Origin of the sequence: Inhella inkyongensis (assembly GCF_005952805.1) — a bacterium.
GTDB lineage: Bacteria > Pseudomonadota > Gammaproteobacteria > Burkholderiales > Burkholderiaceae_C > Inhella > Inhella inkyongensis.
In genome coordinates this window covers 1,303,374-1,325,484 of sequence record NZ_CP040709.1, presented here as the reverse complement: position 1 = coordinate 1,325,484, position 22,111 = coordinate 1,303,374, and the positions used below count along the sequence as shown (strand labels likewise).

Here is a 22,111-nt window from a genome sequence, read left to right as displayed (position 1 = left end):
CTCATGACGATTCTTGTGACAGGCGGCGCCGGCTTCATTGGCAGCAATTTCGTGCTGGACTGGCTGGACCAGAGTCAGGAAAAGGTCGTCACGCTGGACGCCCTGACCTATGCCGGCAACCGCGAGAACTTGGCCAGGTTGAAGGGCGACGAGCGCCATCACTTCGTGCACGGTGACATCGGTGACCGTGCCTTGCTGGATCAGCTCCTGGTCACCCATCGGCCGCGCGCCATCCTGCACTTCGCGGCCGAAAGCCATGTCGACCGCTCCATCCACGGCCCGGGCGCCTTCATCAAGACCAACGTCGAGGGCACCTTCACGCTGCTGGAGGCGGCGCGCGCCTATTGGTCGGGCCAGGCCGAAGCGATCAAGGGCGACTTCCGCTTTCTGCACGTCAGCACCGACGAGGTCTACGGCAGCCTGGCACCCAATGACCCGGCCTTCACCGAGGCACACCCCTACGAGCCCAACAGCCCGTATTCCGCCAGCAAAGCCGCCAGCGACCACCTGGTACGCGCCTGGCACCACACCTATGGGCTGCCGGTGCTGACCACGAACTGCAGCAACAACTACGGGCCCTTCCATTTCCCCGAGAAGCTGATCCCGCTCATGATCGTCAACGCACTGGCCGGCAAGCCCTTGCCGGTCTACGGCGACGGCCAGCAAATCCGCGACTGGCTGTACGTCAAGGACCATTGCAGCGCCATCCGCACGGTGCTGGCCCAGGGCCGCCTGGGCGAGACCTACAACGTCGGCGGTTGGAACGAAAAGGCCAACATTGACATCGTGAGAACGGTTTGCGCCCTGCTCGATGAACTTCGCCCCAGCAGCGATGGCCCCTACGCCCGCCTGATCACCTACGTGAAAGACCGCCCCGGCCACGACCGTCGCTATGCCATCGATGCGCGCAAGATCGAGCGCGAATTGGGCTGGCGCCCGGCCGAGACCTTCGAGACCGGCATCCGCAAGACGGTGCAGTGGTACCTCGATCATCCGGGCTGGGTGGCAAGGGTGCAGAGCGGGGCCTATCGCGATTGGATTGAGACACAGTACGCATGAAATTCGTTCTTTTAGGCGCCAAGGGCCAGGTCGGCTGGGAACTTCAGCGCGCCCTCGCACCGCTCGGAGAGCTGCATGCCTGGGACCGCGAGTTGGGCGATCTGTCAAAGCCCGAGGCACTGGCGCAGCGAGTGCAGATGCTCGCGCCGCAGGCCATCGTCAATGCTGCCGCCTACACCGCCGTAGACAAGGCCGAGAGTGAGCCCGAGCTGGCACGACGGGTCAACGCCGAGAGCCCAGCGCGCCTGGCGGTCGTGGCGCAGACGCTGGGCATCCCTTTGGTCCAGTTCAGCACCGACTATGTGTTTGACGGCAGCGGCGATCAACCTCGCGACGAACGCGCGCCCACCGGCCCCTTGAGCGTCTACGGCGCCACCAAGCTGGCGGGCGAGGACGCCATCCGCGCCAGTGGCTGTGTTCATTTAATCCTGCGCACGTCCTGGGTCTATGCGGCGCGTGGTGGCAACTTTGCCAAGACCATGCTGCGCTTGGGCGCGGAACGGGATCAGCTCAGGGTGGTCAACGATCAATTTGGCGCGCCCACCGGGGCCGAACTGCTGGCCGATTGCTGCACCCATGCGCTGCGCCAATTGCTGGCCGAACCGAGCGCCAGCGGCACCTACCACCTAGCGGCTGCCGGCGTGACGAACTGGGTCGCCTACGCCGCCTTGGTACTGCAGCACGCCGCCGCGCACGGTCAGACCCTGCGTTGCACTCAGCCCGAAGGCATCCCCAGCAGCGCCTACCCCACCCCGGCGCGCCGGCCGCTCAATTCGCGCCTGGATTGCCGCCGATTCGAGTCCACCTTCGGCCTGCGCCTGCCCCATTGGGAGCAGGGCGTACGCCGCATGCTTGACGAGGTTTTGGCATGAACCCTACCACCACCCGCAAGGGCATCATCCTGGCAGGCGGCTCCGGCACCCGCCTGCATCCGGCCACGCTGGCCGTCAGCAAGCAACTACTGCCGGTCTACGACAAGCCGATGGTCTATTACCCACTGTCCACGCTGATGCTGGCCGGCATCCGCGAGGTGCTGTTGATCTCCACCCCGCTGGACACGCCGCGCTTTGCGCAATTGCTGGGTGATGGCAGCCAATGGGGCATGAGCATTCAGTACGCCGTGCAACCCAGTCCTGACGGCTTGGCGCAGGCCTTCTTGATTGGCCGCGAATTCATTGGCAACGCGCCGTCCAGCCTGGTGCTGGGTGACAACATCTTTTATGGGCACGATCTGCCAGTGCTTTTGAAGGAAGCGGACAGCCGCCAGGGTGGCGCCTCGGTCTTCGCCTACCACGTGACCGACCCCGAGCGTTATGGCGTCGTGGCCTTTGACGAGAAGAAGCGCGCCGTCTCGATCGAAGAAAAGCCCAAAGCCCCCAAGAGCAATTACGCGGTCACCGGCCTCTACTTCTATGACTCGCAGGTGTGCGATTTGGCGGCCGACCTGAAGCCCAGCCCGCGCGGCGAGTTGGAGATCACCGACCTGAACGCGCGCTATCTGGCGATGCAGCAACTCCATGTCTCCATCATGGGTCGTGGCTATGCCTGGCTGGACACCGGCACGCACGACAGCCTGCTCGAAGCGGGTCAGTTCATTGCCACGTTGGAGAAGCGCCAAGGCCTCAAAGTCGCCTGCCCTGAAGAAATCGCCTACGCGCAGCGCTGGATCGACAGCGAGCAGTTGCTGCGTCTGGCCGCCCCGTTGGCCAAGACCCAGTACGGTCAATACCTACAAAAACTTGTCCATGAACGTCATTGAAACCGCCCTGCCCGGCGTGCTGATCCTGGAGCCCCGGGTGTTTGGCGATGCCCGTGGCTTCTTCACCGAGAGCTGGAACGAAGCACGCTTCAACGCCGCCGTGGGCAGCTCGGTGCGCTTCGTTCAGGACAACCACAGCCGTTCCAGTCGCGGTGTATTGCGCGGCCTGCATTTCCAGCGTGCGCCCCATGCCCAGGGCAAGCTGGTGCGCTGCGTGGCCGGGAGCGTCTTAGACGTGGCGGTGGACCTGCGCGCCGGCAGCCCCAGCTTCGGCCGCTGGGTGGGCGTGGAATTGAGTGCCGACAACCACCGGCAGCTCTGGATCCCGGCCGGCTTCGGACATGGCTTCCTGACGCTGAGCGACTCGGCCGACTTCCTCTACAAGACCACCGACTACTACGCCCCCGAGTGCGAGGGCGTGGTGCGCTGGGACGACCCCGACATCGGCATCGCCTGGCCCAATATCGGCGAGGCCTTCACCCTGGCCGACAAAGACGCCAAAGCGCCCCTGTTGAAAGACATCGCGCCGCTCTGAGGTCTGGACTCAGCCTGTGCGCTCGTAGGCGCCCAGGCCTTCGCTCGGAGTCACGAGGTCCGCAGGGACCTCGCTCGCTCGGGGCTCAGCCCGTGCGCTCGTAGGCGCCCAGGCCTTCGCACGGGGTCGCGAGGTCCGCAGGGACCTCGCTCGCTCGGGGCTCAGCCCGTGCGCTCGTAGGCGCCCAGGCCTTCGCACGGGGTCGCGAGGTCCGCAGGGACCTCGCTCGCTAGGGGTTCAGCCTGTGCGCTCGTAGGCGCCCAGGCCTTCGCACGGGGTCGCGAGGTCCGCAGGGACCTCGCTCGCTAGGGGCTCAGCCTGTGCGCTCGCAGGCGCCCAGGCCTTCGCACGGGGTCGCGAGGTCCGCAGGGACCTCGCTCGCTCCGTGCTCAGACCTTGAAATAGTCGCGGTACCAGGCGACGAAGTTTTTGATTCCCTGGGGCACCGGCATGGCTGGTTTGAAGCCGGTCCAGGCGCCCAGCTCTTCCACATCGGCGTGAGTGGCGGGCACGTCACCGGCTTGCAAGGGCAGGAAGTTCTTCTTGGCCTCGGTGCCGATGGCAGACTCGATGGCCTCGATGAACTCCATCAGGGTCACCGGGTCATGGTTGCCGATGTTGAACACGCGGTAGGGCGCGTTCGAGCGCGCCGGATCGGCGGCCTTGGCGTCGTAGGTCGGGTCCGCTTCGGCCGGGCGATCCAACACCCGCACAACGCCCTCGGCGATGTCGTCGATGTAGGTGAAGTCGCGCACCATCTGACCGTGATTGAACACGTCGATAGCGCGGCCTTCCAGGATGGCCTTGGTGAACAGGAAGAGCGCCATGTCCGGCCGGCCCCAGGGGCCATAAACCGTGAAGAAGCGCAGACCCGTGGTGGGCAGGCGATAGAGATGGCTGTAGGTATGCGCCATCAGCTCGTTGGCCTTCTTGGTGGCGGCATACAGGCTGACCGGATGGTCGACGCTGTGATGCTCGCTGAAGGGCATCAGGGTGTTGCCGCCATAAACCGAGGAGCTGGATGCATAGACCAGATGCTGAATCTGGTGATGGCGGCAGCCCTCCAGGATGTTCATGAACCCCTGGATGTTGGCGTCGATATATGCGTGCGGATTGGTGAGCGAATAGCGCACCCCGGCCTGGGCAGCCAGATGCACCACGCGGTCGAACTTCTCAGCGGCGAACAGGGCCTCCATGCCGGCCCGGTCCTCCACGCTCATCTTGACGAAACGGAATCCCGGCTTGCCGGTCAGGCGCGCCAAGCGGTCGTGCTTGAGCTGCGGGTCGTAGTAGTCGTTGAGGTTGTCCAGGCCCACGACCTCGTCGCCACGCGCCAGCAGGATCTGGCTGACATGCATGCCGATGAAACCGGCCGCGCCGGTGACGAGGATCTTCATAGGGGCTCCGCAATCGAGGGGGATGGTCTGAGCCGCGCATTCTCGCCGGGTCAGAATGCAGGCCAGCGTCTTTCCCCCTGAATCCAATGGCCAAGCCCCTGATCCACCTCGTCGCCGGCGCCCGTCCGAACTTCATGAAGATCGCCCCGCTGGTGCGCGCGCTGCAGCGCGACGGCCGCCTGGCGTTCAAGATCGTCCATACCGGTCAGCACTACGACCGCGACATGAACGACATCTTCTTTGAAGAGCTTGGCATCCCCCAGCCCGATGTGCGCCTGGGGTGTGGCGGCGGCAGTCATGCCGAGCAGACCGGCAAGATCATGCAGGCCTACGAGCAGCTTTGCAGCGAGCAGCGCCCCGACTGCTGCCTGGTAGTGGGCGATGTGAACTCGACCCTGGCCTGTTCCATCGTCGCCAAGAAGGCCGGCATTCCGGTGGCCCATGTGGAAGCCGGCCTGCGCAGTGGTGACATGAGCATGCCCGAGGAGATCAACCGCCTGGTGACTGACGCCATCAGCGACTGGTTCTTTGTCACCGAACCCAGCGGCGTGCAACATCTGCAGGCCGAAGGCAAGAACATGGCCGCCGTGTTCGACGTCGGCCATGTGATGGTGGACAACGTGCTGTTCCAGGCCGAGAAGCTCAAGAGCACCGACACCTCGGGCTTTGAGACCGCCGCCTTCAAGGCCGCCAACCCGCGTTACGCCGTGGTCACCTTCCACCGCCCCAGCAATGTGGACGGCACCGAGAACCTGCAACGCGTGGCCGGCGTGCTGCGCGCGGTGGCTGCCCATCTGCCGGTCTGCTTCCCGGTGCACCCGCGCACCCGCAAGAACATGGAGGCCGCCGGCATCGACCTCGGTCCCAATGTGACCCTGCTGGGCCCCCAGCCTTATATGAGCTTCCTGCACCTGTGGAGCGGTGCGGCCCTGGTGCTGACCGACAGCGGCGGTCTGCAGGAAGAGACCACGGCCCTGGGCGTGCCCTGCGTGACCATGCGCGACAACACGGAGCGCCCGATCACCGTCGACGAGGGCAGCAATGTGCTGGCCGGCACCGACCCGGCCAAGGTGCTGGCGGCCTGCGAAGAGGTGATCCGCCACGGCGGTAAACGCGGCCGCCGCCCCACCCTATGGGACGGCCGGGCCGCCGAACGCATCGTCGACGTATTGGCGGAGAAGCTGGGCGCCTGATCAGGCAATTGGCGGCGGGTGGCCCCCGCGGCCAATGCCGTGGTACTCAAAGCCCAGCAGGCGCATCAACGCCGGGTCGTACTGGTTACGACCATCGAAAACCAGGGCCTGCTTCAGGCGGGCCTTGATGGCATCAAAGTCCGGCGTGCGGAACTCCTTCCACTCGGTGACGAGCAGCAGGGCATCCGCCCCCTCCAACACGTCCTCGGCGCGCTCCCCGAAGCGCAGGCCAGCCGCACTACCCAGCAAGCGGCGCGCCTCTGGCATGGCCACGGGGTCATAGGCCGCCACCGTGGCGCCGCGCGCCAGCAGCTCGCGCACGATCACCAGCGCCGGCGCCTCGCGCATGTCGTCGGTGTTCGGCTTGAAGGCCAGGCCCCAAAGCGCGAAATGCCGGCCCTGCAGATTGCCGTCAAAGCGCTGCAGCAGCTTCGCCACCAGCACTTGCTTTTGGTGTTCGTTGGCGGCCTCCACCGCCTTGAGCACGCGCAACTCCACCCCCGCCTGCGCCCCGGTCTGCACCAGGGCCTTCACGTCCTTGGGAAAGCAGGAGCCGCCATAGCCCACGCCCGGGTAGAGGAACTGATAGCCGATGCGCGGGTCCGAACCGATACCGCGACGCACCTGCTCAATATCCGCCCCTTGCGCCTCGGCCAGCAAGGCCAGCTCGTTCATGAAGCTGATGCGCGTGGCCAGCATGGCATTGGCCGCGTACTTGGTGAACTCGGCGCTGCGCACATCCATCACCATCAGCCGGTCCTGCGTGCGATTGAAGGGCGAATAGAGCGCCCGCATCAGCAGCAGGGCCTGCTCGTCATCGGCGCCGACGATGATGCGATCCGGGCGCATGAAATCCTCGACCGCCGCGCCCTCTTTCAGGAACTCAGGGTTGGAGACCACCGCATAAGGCACCTGCACGCCTCGCATGGCCAGCTCTTCGGCAATCGCAGCATGGACCGCATCGGCCGTACCCACCGGCACCGTGCTCTTGTCCACCACCACCTTGTAGTCGGTCATGCGCCGGCCAATCGAACGAGCCGCCGCCAGCACGTAGGTCAGATCGGCCGAGCCATCCTCACCTGGCGGCGTGCCCACGCCGATAAAAAGCAAGGTCCCGTGCTGCACCGCCCGATCCACATCGGTGGTGAAGGCCAGCCGCCCCGCCGCGACATTGCGCCGCACGATCTCCAAGAGCCCCGGCTCGTGGATGGGCATGCCCCCTGCCTCCAGCACCCGAATCTTCTCGGCATCCACATCCAGGCACAGCACCTGATTGCCCATTTCGGCCAAACAGGCGCCTGTGACGAGGCCGACATAACCGGTGCCGATGGTGGTGACTTTCATGGGCGACAAAAGGAACAAGCGATAGCGCACAGTGTGCGGGCTTTTTATGACGATTGGCCCACGACGTTCGACGCATCGTCGGCGCGCTGCATCGGCGCGCACCAGGGATACTCCATGCCCTCATGAAGATCTGGTTCGACCTCAGCAATTCCCCACACATCAATCTCTTTGCCGGCCTCATCCGGGAGCTTGAGGCCGAGGGGCATGAGATCACGATCACCTGCCGGCCCCTGGCCAACACCATCGATCTGCTCGATCTGCACGGTTTCCGCTACACCGTCGTGGGCACGCATTACGGCGCCAAGCTGCTGAACAAGTTGCTGGGTTTCCCGATTCGCTGTTGGCAGCTCTGGCGCCACTTGCGCGGCCAGGGCATTCACGCTGCGATCTCGCAAAGTTCTTTCCATTCGCCGGTGGTAGCGCGACTGCTCGGTGTTCGCGTCATCTACATGAACGACAACGAGCATGCGCTGGGCAATGTGCCCGCTTTTCTGTTCGCCACACGCATCCTGGTGCCCGAGTGTCTGGCCCTTGAGAAGCTGAAGAAGCAAGGTGCCAACCCGCGCAAAGTCACCCAGTACCCAGGCGTCAAGGAAGGCATTTATTTATGGGCGTTGCAAGCTCGGCTGCAGCGACACGGTCCGCGCAAACGCGCTCATGTTTATGTGCGACCTGAGCCCTGGACGGCGCAGTACTACAAGGGGCAGCGCGAATTTCTGGATGAACTTCTGCTGGGCATCAAAGACCAGGTCGACGTCACCCTGCTGCCACGCGGCCAGGCCCAGGGCCATCACTACCGCGACCCGCGTTTCGCAGGCATTCGTATCATCGACACAGCGCTGGATCTCGCCGACATCGCACCCGATTGCGACCTCTTCATCGGTGCCGGCGGCACGATGACGCGCGAGATGGCCGTGCTGGGGGTGCCGACCCTCTCCGTCTACCAGGACGAGCTACTCGATGTCGACCGCCACCTGCTCGATGCCCAAGCCTTCTGCCACATGCCACGTCTGAGCGCCCCCGAGTGCCTGGCCTTCCTCGCGCAGGCAAGCCAGCGTCCGCCGCAACAGGCCTTGCTGGACAAAGGACGCGCCGCCCATCAACTGATCAAACAAGCCCTGCTAGAGGGTTGAAACACATGCAATCTGCCCAGCCCAAGGTGCGCATGGCCATGGTCGGCCTCGGCAAGATGGGGCTTTCCCATCTGGCCATCGTGAGGGCCCACCCCCAGGTGGAGCTGGTGGCCGGCTGCGATGCCTCGGCCTACCTGACCGATGTACTGGAGAAGCACACTGGCCTCAAGTGCTACAGCGATTTCGACCAGATGCTGGCCACCGAGGCGCTGGATGCCCTGCTCATCGCGACCCCGTCCAAGCTGCACGCCGGCATGGTCACGCAGGCTCTATCACGCGGGCTGCATGTGTTTTGCGAGAAGCCCTTTGTGCTGGATGTCGCCGACGGTGAACGGCTGGTCGCTCTTGCGCATGAAAAGCAGCGCGTCACCCAGGTCGGCTACCACTACCGCTTCGTCGGTACCTTTCAGGAGGCGGCGCGCATCGTCAAGAGTGGCGCGCTGGGCGAGATCCACCATGTACGTGCCGAGGCCTACGGCCCTGTGGTGCTGAGGGCCAAGGGGGGTACCTGGCGCTCTACGCAGGCCGAAGGCGGCGGCGCGTTGTACGACTACGCCTGCCATGCCATCGATCTGGTCAATTTCGTCGTCGGCAAGCCCGACAGCGTCAGCGGCGTGGTGCGCCATGCGGTGTTCTCTCGCGATGTGGAGGACGAGGTCTATTGCAGCTTGCATTACCGCAATGGCGCCAGCGGCCAACTCTGCGTGAACTGGAGCGATGAGAGTCTGCGCAAGATGAGCACCAAACTGAGTGTCTGGGGGACCCGAGGCCGCCTCACGGCCGACCGCCAGGAATGCCAGATCTATCTGCGTGAACCCCACACCGCCACGCCGGAACTCAAGACCGGCTGGAACGTCAAGTACACGACCGAGCTGACCGACGAGGTCTGGTTCTACCTGCGCGGCGAGGAGTATTCGGCACAGATCGACTACTTCGTGCAGTCGGTACTCAGCGGACGCACCCAGGGGCACAGCCACTTCGGCTCCGCGCTGGACACCGACCGCGTGGTGGCCCAGATCCTGGCCGGTGGCAGCGTGGCCACGCCAACAGAGCTCATGCCCAAGCCCAGAGGCTTTTGGTCCCGTCTATTCGGTTGATTCCCATGAAACCCTCACACACCCCGGACCGCGTCCTCTTTGGCGACAACCAATTCTTCGGCGTCAACCACATGTCGGAGGAAAAGGCGCGCGCGCAGCAGATGCGCTTCCAGGATCTACAGGCGATCCTGGACGTGCTGGACGCCGCCTATCAGGAAGGCATCCGCACCTTTATGTGCACCACCCATGACCGTGTGAGCGAGATCTGCGAGCACTTTCGCAATAACACCGCCAAGTACCCGGACTACCAGTTCTACCCGTGCATGCCCTACGCCCACAAGTACGCCAACGCGGTCACCGAGCACGGCATGATTGATGCGCTGCGCCTGTTCCTGCCCGAGGGGGGATTGCTGAGCGGCGCCCTCAAGAGCGGCTTGGCCCTGGCGCAAAAGGATGTGGACGCCATCCTGCGCCAGCTGATCGATGCCGAAATGAAGATGTTTCATGGCCTCAACACGCCGGTCATCTTCATCCAGAACGTCATCACCGACCTGCTGCTCGGTCTGGGCTTCCACGGCTTGTTCCGGACTTTTCATGACCATGTGCGCGAGGCCTATGGCGCCGAGGCGGGCTTCATCACCATGAACACCCCGCGCCTGCTGGACGTGCTGGAGGCGCAAGGGATTGCCAACCCCATCATTTGCAGCAACATCAACAAGATCGGCTTTCGCATGTGTGGCGGCGTTGCGGCCTATGAGAAGGTGTTGGCCGAACGGCCCTTCCGCCCGATCGCGATGTCGGTGTTGGCCAGCGGCGCGATCGGCCCGCGCGAGGCCATTGACTATGTCTGTGATCTACCGCAAGTGCAGTCCATCGTCTTCGGTGCCTCTAGCCGGGCCAACATCCGGCAGACCAAACAGCTGATCGATCAGGCCTGGGCGGCGCGCACAGCGTCGGAGGCAGTACCAGCAGGCTAAAGGCGGCCAGCGCGCTGCCTAGCGCGGATTCGTTCACCATTCTGGAGCTTATGGGCTTGCCGCCCCCTGCCCACTCCTTCAGGCATGCGGAAGAATGCGCGGGCCGCTGCGTGGGCCTCCGTCTGCGCGGCTCCGCTTCCCACCGGAGTGCCTTCATGACCGTTCACAGTCCTGCCGCCGTTGTGCGCAAGGGGTCTGTTTTGTTGCCGTTGGCGCTCGGGTTGCTGCTCGCCGGCTGCCAACAGCCGAAACAGCGAGACGTGGATGTGGAGGAAATTCATCGCGATCCGCCGGCCATCAGTGGCGCCTGCCCCGCGCTGGTTGCCGACTGGCTCCAGCGCATGCCCAGCGCAGAGCGGCGTATCGAACCCGCCGACTGCACCCGCCTTGCAGCAACCCCACTGTTTGCCTGGGGCGAACCCAAGGACCGCATGAGTGGCACCCCCTTTGTGCTGAACGTGCGCCGGGCCGGTGGCGCCGTGGTGTCCAGCCGCACCGGACTGCTGGAGCCGCGCGCGCGCCTCGACCAGGCCTTGTCGGTCGGCGACTACGAATGGGCGGTCAGCTATACCAGCACCAGCGGCAACTCGGTCAATACGCAGTGGCGTCGCTTCGGCATTGAACAGCTGACTCGCACCCTGACGTCCAACCTCGGAACTAACGCGCAAAGCTCTGCGAACGCCACCAGCGCCTTCGAGCTACCAGATGGCCAGGCCATGGTGAGCCTGGTCGCGGCCCGCAGCCGTCCGCGCATGCTGGCAGCTGGCAGCAGCTATGCCGCCATTCGCAGTGCCAGCCTGCAAGGGGACCACCTGCCGGTGCTGGCGGCCCTGCGCAGCCGCTGCAGCTGGCTGGGGTCGCTGGCCCTGCCCACCAACCCCGATACCGCCAATTCAGCCACGGCACGCAACCTGGTGCAGACCGCTCGGACGGAGCGCTTCAATATCGAGACCCTTGCGCTGGTGGGGCAGCTGGACAGCAATGCCACCCTGTTGGCACAGGCAAAGGCCAGGCTGCTGTCCTTGGCCGCCTGGTCTCCTTCCGGACTGAGCAGCGAGGAAAAGGCCGTGCAAGCCAACCGCGAGATCTACCTCGCGCTGGCCCAGGGCATCGACCTGCTCGGATCGACTCTGACGAGCAGCGAACGCAGCACCGTCGCGCTGTCGCTGCGCGCCCGCGTTCTCAAGGCGGCCAACTCGCTGAGCCTGCTCGATCGCGTGCCTTACGACGCGATCAGCCAGACCAATCTGCGCTACATCACACAGGCGCTGATGCTCAGCCTGGGCCTGGCCGAATTCCCGGAGGCACAGGCCCAGCTGGTCCGTTTCTGGGATCTGAATCTGAGCCAGGCCAACCTTTGGAGCAGCGACGGCAGCTTCGGCAACGGCATCGCCTACGCCTGGTACAACCTGAATTCGGCGGCTCCCTTCGCCGCAGCGGTGCGCGTCATCAGCGGCGTCAACCTCTATCGCTTGAGCCACTACGCGCGCATGGGTGAACAGCTGATCGCCTTCACTGCGCCCAACTGGCCGCAGACCAGCGCCTTCGGCGACGAACAGGAGAACCGCCAGCTCTACGACTTCTACAGCCCATCCAGCTACCGCCTGCACGCACAGCAGACGCGCAGTCCACTGGACGCCTGGTACTGGCAGGCCAAGCCAGGCAATCTCAGCAAGCCGAGCGACGTCAACGTCTGGCAACTCCTGCTGCTGGGAGCCGACAACAGCCCCCTGCCGGCACCCAGCGCGCCGTCCGTCAATGACTGGTTCTCACCGGATACCGGTTTGGCCGCCCTGCACATGGACATCAAGCGGGGCGACCGCACTTCGGTTTTCTTCCGCGCCAGCCGCCATGGCCTGTACGCCCACTCGCAGGCCGATCAGAACGCCCTCGTCTATGTGTCCCAGGGACAGCCGCTGCTCGTCAACGCGGGCTACTACCCCTACTACAACAGCCCGCATCACAAGAACACCCGCGCCTCCCGCTTCAAGAACACCTTGAGCTTTGACGGCGGCTTCGGCCAGAGTGAAAACGCAGCCAACCTCGGCGTGCGGCCAGGCGATCCCATCCAAAGCATGGACGCCAACGGCGCCCTGATCCGCACCCAGAGCCTGGGCACGCTCTCTGCCGTCACCGGTGACGCCACTGCGGCCTACCGGGCGCTGGACCTGGCACGCTTCGTCTGGCGCCCGACGCTCAGCAATGCCGTGCGCAGCGTGGTGATGGACAAGGCCAACGGCGTCACCCTGGTCTACGACTGGGCCACCAGCGATGTGCCGCGCCAGTGGGAGCTCAACTTCCATTCGCCGAACAGCTTCGCAGTCAATGCCGCCACCGTGAGTGCACAGAACGGCGGCGCGTCGGTCTGCATGGACCGGTATGGCCCGGCCACCGGCTTCAGCCAAACCCAGGCTTGGGAAGTGGCGCCCGAAACCAACTTGCCCGCGCAGGCCCATGCGCGCTTTGCCACCTTGAGCAAGAGCGTCGAGTTCGCCCATCTGATGGTGCTGCGCGACGGCTGCCGCAACCTGCCCGTCCAGGTGACACAGAGCGGCACCCTGGTCAGCGTGGTGGTCGCTGGACGCCAGATTGCGCAATTCGACAAACGCGCGCTCGGCCTGACGCCGTAGGCGAGCTACGCGCGCGGCGCGCGCATCACAAAACGGTGCTTGGCATTGGCCAACCGCGCATAGGGTTGGTTGAACACCAGCTCGAAGATGGGGAAACGCAGGCTCTGCTGAATGCAGCCGCTATACCGTTCGGCCATCAGGGCCTGCTCGGCGGCGTCGGCGCTGCTGTGCAGATTCACCCGCAGGCTGCGTTCATCGAACAGCACCTGAAAGGACTGGATGCGCTGGTCCTCGCGGAACAGATGCGTAAAGAACTCCGAATGCACGCTGCCGCCGGCGGGGTCCAGCACCACATCGTTCTGCCGCCCCAGCACCTCGTCGATCAGCGGGAAGCCCCGGCCACAGGCGCACATCCGGTCTGATAGGCGGACCCGGTCCCCGGTGTCGTAGCGCGGCATGAACATCGCCGTATTGGCCAAATCGGTCGCAATCAGACGGCCATCCTCCAGCACTTCGGCATGACAGCGCGTGGAGATCAGGTGGAAGCCCTTCCTGTGCTCGCACTCAAAGGCGGAGACGCCGGCATCGTTGCAGCCGTACTGACTGAAGCAGGGAGCGCCCAGCACCTCCTCAATGTCGGCACGCATTTGCAGCGTCAACAGTTCGGCGGTGCAGACCACCGCCCGCAAACGGTTCTTTGGCTTGCGCCCAAGCGCGCGCCAATGCAGCGCCAGCTGATGGATGGCCGAGGCGTAGCCATAGAGCAAGCGAATGCCACCACGATCCAGCGCCTCGCCATAGGCATCCAGCTGCGCGCGCGACATGTCGAAGGCCGACATCAGCGTGACATTCAGCAGTCCGTAGTACACCTTTTGCTTGATGCCGGTACCGAATAGAGAGGAGCCCGCCAAAAAGGCGACCGGCTCTCCGAGGCGGTAGCCGGCCACCTCCCAGGCGAGGAACAAGCCCGCCCAGAGGTAGGACTGCGCCTCCACCCCGGTGAAATAGACGAGCGGCTCGCCGGTCGATCCACCCGTCTTCTTCCGCACCCTCCTCCCCGGGTAGGCCGCATTCATCAACGAGGCGTGGTGCTGATTGATGTAGTGCTTGTCAATCACCGGCAGGTCTTCGAAGCGCTCGACTGCGGCGAACTGCGGGACGGTCTGGCGCAACTGGTCGAAATAGCTCCGCATGGATGCGGCCTCGCGCCTGGCCAGACTCTGCGGCGACTCGAACTGCCAGCACCTGAGTTCCTTGAGCAAACCGATGCTGTCCGTGCCGCGAGCGAGGTCGATCAGGCGGTATCGCAGATCCAGGCTCATTCAGACCTCCGTCGCCGTGCCGGTCGGAAGCGATGGGATCTCTGCCGCGTTCATCACATCCGAGATCACTCGCTCCTTTGTGATGGTGGCGGGATTGCCGACCACCATCGAATGCGCCGGGACGTCGCGGGTGACGACCGCGCCGGCCGCAATCCTGCTGCCCCGCCCGATCGTGACGCCCCCCACGATCACGGCGTGCGGTCCAACCCATACCTCATCCTCCAGGACCGGATAAGCGGACACCCGCACGCCATCAGCACCGATGCGGTCGCTTCGACCGAGGGTCACGCCGTGGAACAAGGTCACGTTGGCGCCGATCTGTGCGTTTTCATTGATCACCAAGCCCCAACCATGCGTGATGGCAAGGCCGGGACCGATACGGGTGCTCCAAGGCAGATCCATGCAGGCTGTCCCGGTCGACCACCGATGAAGCAAGCGCAGAACAGGCAAGGCCAGGCAACGACCCAGCCATTGGCGGCTCGCAGCCTGGCATAGGCGCAGCGTCAACACCGGACGAAAAGTTCGGCGCATCACAAATGCGCGGAGCACCAGGAACGCACTGGCATGGCCAAACTGCCGAACCACATCGGCTTTCACGCTGGCACCCAAGCCCACCCCCAAGCCCCTAGCCCCTGCCGCCATCGCTTCACCCTTCATCCCAACTCCAGACATTGGCCTGCCCTTGAGGGGCCTCAGGCTTTCAAGCTCGCAAGTATCGGCAGGCGAGCCCCGCCGCACTCACTTCGGCTGACGGCTCTGTCCGCCAGCCAGTTCCCGGTAGAGCCGGCGTGATTGATCCGCCACCCGTGCGGCTAGGTGCACGTCCTGCACGCGGGCTCGCGCGCTTTGTGCCAGGCTCTGGCGCAACTCCGCGTCACTCCAAAGGTCTTTGAGTGCGGCCGCGAGCTGCGCCGAGTCACCCGGCTCCACCAGGATGCCATCGACTCCGTCTCTGACGATGTCTGGAACGCCACCCACCCGGGTCGCCACCAGGGCAGTTCCAAGCGCCATGGCTTCGAGCAGCACCATAGGCTGTTGTTCCAGGTGCGAGGGGAGAACGAGCAATCGCGCGCGGCGCATGCACGCCAATTTTTGTTCGCCTGTCACCCAGCCCAGGAAGTCCACCGCCTCGTCCAGGCCCAGGTCCGTCACTTGCTCTCTGAGCTGCCGCTCCTGAGGCCCCGTGCCCGCGATCAACAAGCGGGCTCGGCCATCTGCACAACGGAGCTCAGAGAAGGCTCTCAACAACTCCAACACGCCTTTGGCCGGCAGCAAGGCACCGAGAAAGAGCAGATGGGGCGGGCGCTCTGTCTGCGCCTGCGGGATTTGCTTGATCAGGGCTGCGGAAACCGGATTCGGCCACCAATGCGGCCGCGTCGAAGGGACTTCGGCACGCAACCAAGCCACCGCTGAGGCCGAAAGGCAGAGCAATTCATCGGCCTGCATCAAGGTCCGGCGGATGATCCAGCGTACCGGCCGGGAGCGCGATTCATAGAACGTGCGAAAGCCCCCGCCATGCAGCTGAAACACGATCCGTCGCCGGAACAGGCGCGCCAGGACCATGAACGATGCCTTGCGCCAGAAGCTCGCGTGCGAGGAAACATGGACATGCAGGACGGCGGCGCGGCCTTGCATCAACCACAGCAGGTAGCGGGTCCAGGCCCGCAGCGCAATGCACAACTTGCGCCAGCGCGGGCCAGGGCCATGGCTGGCCACAAAGACCACCTCTTCGTCCTCGAGCAAACCGGCCTGCAGCAGCAGCGCAATCACGCTGGCCACGCCACCTTGCGCCTGCGGCGCAGGTCCGACCATCACGCAGAGGGGCCAACGCCCTGCAGAGTGATCAGAGGGCGGTGTCATGCGCGGATCCCGAGTTCTTGCGCAGCAAACCGCGCAGCGCCGCAAGCGATGCGGCATCCAGCGGACGCACCAGCGCCAGTGCGCAAAGGGTCAGGGCAGCTCCCATCAAGCCCACCCCCAGCAGCGTCCAGACACCCGGCTGTGCGCCCACCTGCAGCAAAGAGAGCGGCAGCGCCGCCGCCGCCAGGGCGACGAGGCTGCGCACCGTACCCGCCACCGGGGCCACATAGCCGAACCCTGCCGCACGCAGCGCATTGCCGGCCCGCCAGCCAAAGAGCAGCTCGCCGAGCAGCATGGGCACCGGCACCGTCCAAAGTGGCGCATGCAGGATCAGCAAGCCAGCAGCTCCAAGGGGTGCCACCCACATCAGGGCGCTGGCCCGACGAATGACCTCCGGCTGCCCCACCGAATTGGCGATGAACTCCAGCATGCGTCGGTGGCTCAGAAGTGCCACGCCCATCAGCAGCAGGGCCAGCAACGGAGCCGCAGGCGCGAATCCCACGCCCCCCAGCACACTCAGAACCATGGGGCCCTGAGCCAGGGCCAGACACAGCACAGGCGCCAGCACCATCAGGCTCACCAGGAGCAAGCGCTTGGTCTGCAGATTGAGGTCCGCGAAATCGCGAGCTTCCAGATAGCGAGCGACGAGCGCCGGACGCAGGAAACCCAGCAGCAGCTCGGCGGGCAGGAAGCGCAAGACCTGCTCAGAGAGCGCCCGCGCAAACCCGAACAGCGCCGCGGCCTCGGCGCCGGCCAGGCGGGTGACCAGCAGCATCAGCACTTGGGGTCGCGTGGGAATGCTCATCAGCAGGCTCGCATAGCTGTTGAGCGCCAGCCTGCGCATCTCACTCAGGGGCGGCTCAGTCCAAGTACAGGTCGCCCCCTCCACCTCACTGCGCTCAGCTCGCAACGCCAAGCCCAAACCCAGAGCGGCCAACAACAGGCCCAGCGCCGTGGCCCCCACTTCAATCGATGCCACGAGCACCAGGTCGGCGCGCTGCTCAAGCAGCCAGATCCCGACGCAGGCGCCCACCGCGACCCCATGACGCACCAGAAGGGCCAACTGCGCGCGCCCTTGCAAAAGCAAATGGCCGAGCATTTGATCCCGCAGCACCCGACTCAGGCCCTCAAGGAACAGATAGAGGCTGTACAAATGGATTGCAGGCAGGGCCTGGCTGCCCAGCCCCAGCCAAGCCGCCAAGGGTTCCGCAACGGACCACAGCAGCAAACCCAGCAAGGCCAGCAACAACGCTTGCAAGCCTGCCAGCTGCACGATGAATCGTGCCAGCCGCACCGCGCTGGCCCGCACCCGGTATTCGGGAACATAGCGTCCAGCGACCCAATCCAGCCCCAGGCTGGCTAGACCCAGGCCCAACTCCACCAGGGCAACCAAGGCCACATAACGACCGTAATCGGCCGTCGACAGCAGCCGCGCCAGCAGCAGCAGCGCCGCCAGACTCAGGGCGGCGCTGAGCACCTTGCCGGCCAGGAAGTGCAGCACACCGCGGCGCAACCGGGCGAGTGAGTAAGGCCCGTCCATCTGCGTTCAAGGCCTGCGCACGCAGGCGCCCAGCTGCTGAGCCACCTGTTGCGCCAGGCCCGCATAGCTGCGGGTGCGCAGCACCCAGGCACGCCCTGCCGCAGCGATGGCCCGGTGCGCCTCGGGTTGCGCCAGCAGCGCTTGCATGGCGCCGGCAAAGCCCTCGGCGCTCAGTTGCGCGCACGTCCCCCCCGCCGCCCGCATCAAGGCAGCCTGGTCGGGCTGATCATTGGCGATCACCGGCAGGCCCAGAAAGAAATACTCCACCAACTTGGTGGGCGAGGCGGACTCCAGCAGCTCCGTGCGCGGAAATGGCGAGAGCCCCGCGACCGCCGTTGCACAGCGCCGCCAACCCTCCTGGGTGGGCAGCCATCCGGTGATTTCAACCTGTTGCTCCAAGCCATGGCGCTGGATCTGCTCGCGCAGCCAGCGACGGTCAGCCTCTTCCTCGGCGTCGCCAATCAGCAGCAGGCGCGCGTCCACGCCCCGTTCCCGCAGCAGTGCCAAGGCCTCAATCATCAGTTCGGGGCCACGCAATCGATTCAGGGTGCCCAAATAGGCAAAGACTGGCGTCTGCATGGACGGCTCTGCAGCCTCCTCGCCGGCCGCTTCCACCCGGTTGAGCAGTTCCACATCCACCCCCATCGGCACGGCGCTGATTCGCTCGCCCGCCAAGCCCTTCGCCCGCAGCTGCCCCACCATCACTTCGCTCTGCGCGAACAGATGGTCGGCACGCGGCAGGATCACGCGGTAGAGCAAACCGCGCAGCAAGGTGGCGCGAAGCTGCGCAGCCAGCCAGCGCAGCCAGCCCACCTGGCCCCGACGCTGACGCACAAACAGCGCCCAGGCCTCCACCATCGGGAAGGACATCCAGTAAAAAAATGGCACACCGGCAAGCCGCGCTGCCAGCAGACCGAACAACGCCCCCACGACCTTGTCACGCACGATGACACCGGCATAGCCTCGGCGCGCCAGCCAGAGCATGCGGAAGTCGGCCAGCACGCTGACCCCGTGGCGGCGCGCGCCACGCGCCGCGCCGCGCAGGGTCCATCTGGCGCCACCGGGCCAGGGCGGCGGCGCATGGCTCACATGAACACCCACCAGGTCCGTCTGCACGCCAAAGCGCGGCAAATACTTGCCGAACAGCACCGCGACATCGGCGCGCGTGCAGGGATGGGTCTCCGCCGTCGAATACAGAAAGCGCTGCGGCGGGCTCCCCGGGATGGAGGTCGGTTCAGTGAACATCGGGGCGCACCGGGCGAGCGGTCAGCAGCACGGCCGCACCGAGCAGCAGCATGAAGAGCGTCGAATGGCTGGGCAAGGTGGTGGCTGAGTTGTTCAGAAAGAACAGCACAAGATTCATCGACAAGCCAGCGAGCACCGCCACCTGAAGGCTGCGCGTCCATCCCGGCGCCTGCTTGAATGCGGCGCGGGCGACCGCAGCGATGGCACCCAGATTGAAGGCAAGAAAGAACACGAAACCCATCACACCAAAGTCCCACAACAGGCTGGACAAGGTGGTGAACGCAATCGACAGCCCGAAATACCGCAACGCCAACTGGCCCGGCACCAGGGCCCCGTCACCGCTATAGGAGGCCCCGGGGCCATGCCCGAACAGCAGGCCCACGGGATCGCCAAGATGCTGTTGGCTCCACCAGAAGCTCAGCACCGTACTGCGGTTCAGGTTGGTGGCGCTGTGATAGCCGACGGATCCAAAGTTATAGGCCAGGATGTTGTCGACGGCCCGCGCAAAGGACTGCCCGGTCTTGGCGCTCATGGCCACGTAGAGCAGGGCCAAGCCCAGGGCCATCGCCACACCCAGCATCATCCACATCAAGGTGGTGATCGGCTTGCTGCGCAGGTCCAGGGCCAGGGCGCAGAGGAACACCAACGGCAAAAAGACCACCACCACCTTGGTCTCGCCCAGCGCCAGCGGCGGCAGCACCAGCAGGGCGTAAAGCAGCGCCCGTCGCCCGCTGACCTTGTGATCGAGCCAGGCACGAAAAACGAAGGCAAAGGCGGTGAGCAAGAAGAAGACCAGCACCGAACTTGAGCCGCCGCCGCTGAAGCTGGACTCGAAGGTGCCTGAGACCGCGTCGATGGCCACCACCCCACCGCCCATGCCTTGGCGCTGCGGCACGATGACGACGCGTTGGAACAGCGCAAAAACCACTTGCACCGCCGCCAAGCCCAGCAGGAACTTGAGCAGGCAACGGTGCAGCCGCTCGCCCAAAGGGATCAGCGCCAAACAGGCCAACACGCCCCAGTACTGGAAATAACGCTTGAAGCCGGCCAGAAATTCAAACAGCCCCAGTTGATTCACCAGGGCGACCCAGACCGCGTAGAGCGGCATCAGCAGGGCCAATACAGCCCACCATGGAATCCCTTGGCGCCGCTCGCGCCGCGACAAGGCGCTGAGCACGGCGCTGGCAAATAGCAAGAAGCCCAGCATCGAGAACAACCAATTGATCTTGGTCAGTTTGGGCACGAACTGAACGATGGGCCCACCGATGCACAAGGTGCCGACCAGCACCAGGCACAGCGTCACTTTGGGCACGCCCAGCAAGGCCAGGCCCGCCAAGGTTCCAGCAAAGAGCGCAATCAGGATGGGGCTGCCCGTGGTAGCCAGCAAACCGAACAAGAATGCCAGACCGACTGCCGCCACCAGGACCGCCAGCACCGCCCTGGAAGCTGGGGCGGGGACGGCGGCCCTTCGGCCGCGAAGCATCCGGCGCCAATGGCTGCCACTCCACCAGGAACCCAGGGGCTGGACCCGCACCGCTCAGTTGCCCCGCCGGCCCAGCACCCTGGGCGCCAGTGCATCAGGAATCGCTGCCGCCAGGTCCTGGGCGAAGCGGGCCTGCATCTGAAACGCCTGGCTGGCGTCACGGTCGATGCTGGAAATTCGCACCAACATGCCATCGGGTATCAAGCCGCGCAGGCCATAGCCGATCTGAATCAGCTTCTGCCGGCTGCGTGACGGAGCCACCGCCTCGCCGATTGTGATCCAGTAGGTCACCTGCTCGATGCGCGCCCCCAGCGCCGTCGTCAGCCGGTGGATCGGCAAGCGGCGCCCGGCCAGCTGTAATTCACCGGCCTGTTTGTCTCGGAGCTCGAAGCCCTGCGCGGGATAGCAGACCTCCGGCAGGTGGATGCTCATGCCGTCACTTTGATCGCCCCCATAGGCGACCGACAACATCACCCGCTCACCTCGTGCACTCACATAGCTGCGGCTCAGCACCTGGTTGTAGATGGCATCGAGCTTGGCCTGCACATCGGCCGCCGGTAACAGGACCGGAATCGTCGGATCGATCTGCCAGTCAGCAAAACGCGCTGGAAAAGCTCGCTCCAGATCAATGCCCCCCAAGCGGTCGGCCAGCTTCACCGTCGGCCGGCCGACATGGGCCGCACCCGCAGCTCCCGCCATCATGACCATGGCGCCCACGGCCCGACGACGATCCGGGCTCACCGCAAACCTCCATCGACAGGCTTGGCCGCCGGCAACCAGCGCCCCAGCAAGGCATCGACCGCCAGCATCATGAACAGGCCGACGATGAACAGCACCATGCCGGCAAAGCTGTGCACGAAACCCTGGCCGGCGGCATCGCCATAGTGATAGGTCACCAGGACCAGGATCATCACCCGCACGACATTGGCCAAAAAGCTGATGGGAACGATCAGGATCGCCAGCGCCAAATTGCGCAGCGGCGCACTGTGCTGCATGAGATTCAGGTAGAGCAAACCCAGCGCTTCCAGCGTGAACAGCGAACTCAGACCGGCACAGGCGTCGGCGACCAGCAACTGGTAGGGCCCGACGGACAGGACCACGCCGCTGCGCCCGACCGGATAGCCGGCATGGAACAGCAGGAACTCGGCCACGGCAGAAACCCCGGACTTCAACGGACCGGTGACCGTGGCCACCAGGGCGCCCGGCAGCGGGATCATGAAAAGTAGGAACAGCAAAGGGAAAGCCATCAGCGCCAAGCCAGGACGCCCCCAGAACAACAGCAGCAAGCCAGTCAGCAGCAGGCTCAGCGAGCCCACCTCGAACAGCAGAACGGCCTGGGTGCGGCCCAGCAGGTAGACCACAAGGGCAAAGGCCAGCAGTCCCCAAGCTCCTGCGCCCCCGTGAACGGAGGGCAGGTTGAGCAGCTGATCGCGCTTGCGCCAGATCAGCCAAAGACTGACGCTCAAGATGATCGGGCCATGCCCCTGCTCATCTGAGGCCCAGACCGTGCGCGCCAGATCCGCAAAGGTGGGCAAATAGAGCATCGCCAGGCCCAGCAGGAGCAGTCCGAGACGCCAATGCAGTTCCGTCCGCGTGGGCTGGACATCGGATTCGCCCAACCCGGTGGAGTGCCAGCTCACGGGCGTGAGGGACATGC

19 protein-coding genes are annotated in these 22,111 nt (G+C 65.0%); 9 read left to right on the top strand and 10 right to left on the bottom strand.

Annotation, left to right across the window (positions count from 1 at the left end; all coding sequences use genetic code 11):
* The first annotated feature begins 3 nt into the window (after positions 1 to 3).
* Genes rfbB through rfbC form a run of 4 tightly spaced genes read left to right on the top strand, consistent with a single transcriptional unit; the run spans position 4 to position 3,353 of the window.
* Positions 4 to 1,059: a dTDP-glucose 4,6-dehydratase gene (gene rfbB / locus FF090_RS06575; protein ID WP_138855973.1), complete on the top strand. Its 1,056-nt coding sequence runs from the start codon at positions 4 to 6 to the stop codon at positions 1,057 to 1,059.
* Positions 1,056 to 1,931: a dTDP-4-dehydrorhamnose reductase gene (gene rfbD / locus FF090_RS06570; RefSeq protein ID WP_138855972.1), complete on the top strand. Its 876-nt coding sequence runs from the start codon at positions 1,056 to 1,058 to the stop codon at positions 1,929 to 1,931. Before rfbB ends, rfbD begins: the two co-directional genes overlap by 4 nt.
* Positions 1,928 to 2,818: a glucose-1-phosphate thymidylyltransferase RfbA gene (gene rfbA, locus FF090_RS06565; protein ID WP_138855971.1), complete on the top strand. Its 891-nt coding sequence runs from the start codon at positions 1,928 to 1,930 to the stop codon at positions 2,816 to 2,818. Before rfbD ends, rfbA begins: the two co-directional genes overlap by 4 nt.
* Entirely contained in the window at positions 2,805 to 3,353 is a 549-nt protein-coding gene (rfbC, locus tag FF090_RS06560; RefSeq protein WP_138855970.1) for a dTDP-4-dehydrorhamnose 3,5-epimerase, read from the top strand. Before rfbA ends, rfbC begins: the two co-directional genes overlap by 14 nt.
* Positions 3,354 to 3,742: 389 nt before the next feature.
* On the opposite strand, the gene FF090_RS06555 is transcribed toward rfbC, so the two are convergent.
* The gene (locus tag FF090_RS06555; RefSeq protein ID WP_138855969.1) at positions 3,743 to 4,750 is read right to left on the bottom strand and encodes an NAD-dependent epimerase; all 1,008 of its coding nucleotides are present in this window, start codon (positions 4,748 to 4,750) and stop codon (positions 3,743 to 3,745) included.
* 86 nt (positions 4,751 to 4,836) lie between these two features.
* On the opposite strand from FF090_RS06555, the gene wecB reads away from it, so the two are divergent.
* On the top strand, positions 4,837 to 5,943 hold the full coding sequence (gene wecB / locus FF090_RS06550) for a non-hydrolyzing UDP-N-acetylglucosamine 2-epimerase (protein WP_138855968.1): 1,107 nt from the start codon (positions 4,837 to 4,839) through the stop codon (positions 5,941 to 5,943).
* Here the strand turns inward: wecB and FF090_RS06545 are convergent, their stop codons facing one another.
* A complete protein-coding gene (locus FF090_RS06545) occupies positions 5,944 to 7,287 on the bottom strand; it encodes a UDP-glucose dehydrogenase family protein (protein ID WP_138855967.1) in 1,344 nt (447 codons plus the stop codon). It lies immediately after the preceding gene.
* 122 nt (positions 7,288 to 7,409) lie between these two features.
* Here FF090_RS06545 and FF090_RS06540 point away from each other — a divergent pair, with 122 nt between their 5' ends.
* From FF090_RS06540 to FF090_RS06525, 4 genes are all read left to right on the top strand, one after another.
* The gene (locus tag FF090_RS06540) at positions 7,410 to 8,420 is read left to right on the top strand and encodes a DUF354 domain-containing protein (RefSeq protein WP_138855966.1); all 1,011 of its coding nucleotides are present in this window, start codon (positions 7,410 to 7,412) and stop codon (positions 8,418 to 8,420) included.
* Between the two features lie 5 nt (positions 8,421 to 8,425).
* Positions 8,426 to 9,517 carry a Gfo/Idh/MocA family protein gene (locus tag FF090_RS06535; protein ID WP_138855965.1) on the top strand — a complete coding sequence of 364 codons (1,092 nt, stop codon included), beginning with the start codon at positions 8,426 to 8,428 and terminating at the stop codon, positions 9,515 to 9,517.
* A gap of 5 nt (positions 9,518 to 9,522) precedes the next feature.
* Positions 9,523 to 10,434 carry a hypothetical protein gene (locus FF090_RS06530; RefSeq protein WP_138855964.1) on the top strand — a complete coding sequence of 304 codons (912 nt, stop codon included), beginning with the start codon at positions 9,523 to 9,525 and terminating at the stop codon, positions 10,432 to 10,434.
* 155 nt (positions 10,435 to 10,589) lie between these two features.
* Complete coding sequence (locus FF090_RS06525; RefSeq protein ID WP_175423559.1) at positions 10,590 to 13,064, top strand: heparinase II/III domain-containing protein; 2,475 nt, start codon at positions 10,590 to 10,592, stop codon at positions 13,062 to 13,064.
* A 5-nt stretch (positions 13,065 to 13,069) separates the two neighbouring features.
* Here the strand turns inward: FF090_RS06525 and FF090_RS06520 are convergent, their stop codons facing one another.
* The 8 genes from FF090_RS06520 to xrtB all read right to left on the bottom strand — a co-directional run bounded on the left by FF090_RS06520 (position 13,070) and on the right by xrtB (position 22,109).
* Positions 13,070 to 14,326, bottom strand: a complete 1,257-nt coding sequence (locus FF090_RS06520; RefSeq protein WP_138855962.1) for a phenylacetate--CoA ligase family protein — start codon at positions 14,324 to 14,326, stop codon at positions 13,070 to 13,072.
* Positions 14,327 to 14,923 carry a serine acetyltransferase gene (locus FF090_RS06515; protein WP_246071530.1) on the bottom strand — a complete coding sequence of 199 codons (597 nt, stop codon included), beginning with the start codon at positions 14,921 to 14,923 and terminating at the stop codon, positions 14,327 to 14,329.
* Positions 14,924 to 15,064: 141 nt separating this feature from the next.
* Positions 15,065 to 16,186 carry a glycosyltransferase family 4 protein gene (locus FF090_RS06510; protein ID WP_175423558.1) on the bottom strand — a complete coding sequence of 374 codons (1,122 nt, stop codon included), beginning with the start codon at positions 16,184 to 16,186 and terminating at the stop codon, positions 15,065 to 15,067.
* Entirely contained in the window at positions 16,170 to 17,726 is a 1,557-nt protein-coding gene (locus FF090_RS06505; protein ID WP_138855960.1) for an oligosaccharide flippase family protein, read from the bottom strand. The genes FF090_RS06510 and FF090_RS06505 overlap by 17 nt, the downstream gene beginning before the upstream one ends.
* A 6-nt stretch (positions 17,727 to 17,732) precedes the next feature.
* Positions 17,733 to 18,971, bottom strand: a complete 1,239-nt coding sequence (locus FF090_RS06500) for a glycosyltransferase (RefSeq protein WP_138855959.1) — start codon at positions 18,969 to 18,971, stop codon at positions 17,733 to 17,735.
* A complete protein-coding gene (locus tag FF090_RS06495; RefSeq protein ID WP_138855958.1) occupies positions 18,961 to 20,406 on the bottom strand; it encodes a hypothetical protein in 1,446 nt (481 codons plus the stop codon). Before FF090_RS06495 ends, FF090_RS06500 begins: the two co-directional genes overlap by 11 nt.
* Before the next feature lie 102 nt (positions 20,407 to 20,508).
* Positions 20,509 to 21,195: an exosortase-associated protein EpsI, B-type gene (epsI, locus tag FF090_RS06490; protein ID WP_246071529.1), complete on the bottom strand. Its 687-nt coding sequence runs from the start codon at positions 21,193 to 21,195 to the stop codon at positions 20,509 to 20,511.
* Complete coding sequence (xrtB, locus tag FF090_RS06485) at positions 21,192 to 22,109, bottom strand: exosortase B (RefSeq protein ID WP_138855957.1); 918 nt, start codon at positions 22,107 to 22,109, stop codon at positions 21,192 to 21,194. The genes epsI and xrtB overlap by 4 nt, the downstream gene beginning before the upstream one ends.
* Positions 22,110 to 22,111: the final 2 nt, after the last annotated feature.

Coding starts and splice junctions, on each gene's coding strand:
- rfbB (WP_138855973.1), top strand. CDS start 4: ATGACGATTCTTGTGACAGGCGGCGCCGGCTTCATTGGCAGCAATTTC.
- rfbD (WP_138855972.1), top strand. CDS start 1,056: ATGAAATTCGTTCTTTTAGGCGCCAAGGGCCAGGTCGGCTGGGAACTT.
- rfbA (WP_138855971.1), top strand. CDS start 1,928: ATGAACCCTACCACCACCCGCAAGGGCATCATCCTGGCAGGCGGCTCC.
- rfbC (WP_138855970.1), top strand. CDS start 2,805: ATGAACGTCATTGAAACCGCCCTGCCCGGCGTGCTGATCCTGGAGCCC.
- FF090_RS06555 (WP_138855969.1), bottom strand. CDS start 4,750: ATGAAGATCCTCGTCACCGGCGCGGCCGGTTTCATCGGCATGCATGTC.
- wecB (WP_138855968.1), top strand. CDS start 4,837: ATGGCCAAGCCCCTGATCCACCTCGTCGCCGGCGCCCGTCCGAACTTC.
- FF090_RS06545 (WP_138855967.1), bottom strand. CDS start 7,287: ATGAAAGTCACCACCATCGGCACCGGTTATGTCGGCCTCGTCACAGGC.
- FF090_RS06540 (WP_138855966.1), top strand. CDS start 7,410: ATGAAGATCTGGTTCGACCTCAGCAATTCCCCACACATCAATCTCTTT.
- FF090_RS06535 (WP_138855965.1), top strand. CDS start 8,426: ATGCAATCTGCCCAGCCCAAGGTGCGCATGGCCATGGTCGGCCTCGGC.
- FF090_RS06530 (WP_138855964.1), top strand. CDS start 9,523: ATGAAACCCTCACACACCCCGGACCGCGTCCTCTTTGGCGACAACCAA.
- FF090_RS06525 (WP_175423559.1), top strand. CDS start 10,590: ATGACCGTTCACAGTCCTGCCGCCGTTGTGCGCAAGGGGTCTGTTTTG.
- FF090_RS06520 (WP_138855962.1), bottom strand. CDS start 14,326: ATGAGCCTGGATCTGCGATACCGCCTGATCGACCTCGCTCGCGGCACG.
- FF090_RS06510 (WP_175423558.1), bottom strand. CDS start 16,186: ATGACACCGCCCTCTGATCACTCTGCAGGGCGTTGGCCCCTCTGCGTG.
- FF090_RS06505 (WP_138855960.1), bottom strand. CDS start 17,726: ATGGACGGGCCTTACTCACTCGCCCGGTTGCGCCGCGGTGTGCTGCAC.
- FF090_RS06500 (WP_138855959.1), bottom strand. CDS start 18,971: ATGTTCACTGAACCGACCTCCATCCCGGGGAGCCCGCCGCAGCGCTTT.
- xrtB (WP_138855957.1), bottom strand. CDS start 22,109: ATGTCCCTCACGCCCGTGAGCTGGCACTCCACCGGGTTGGGCGAATCC.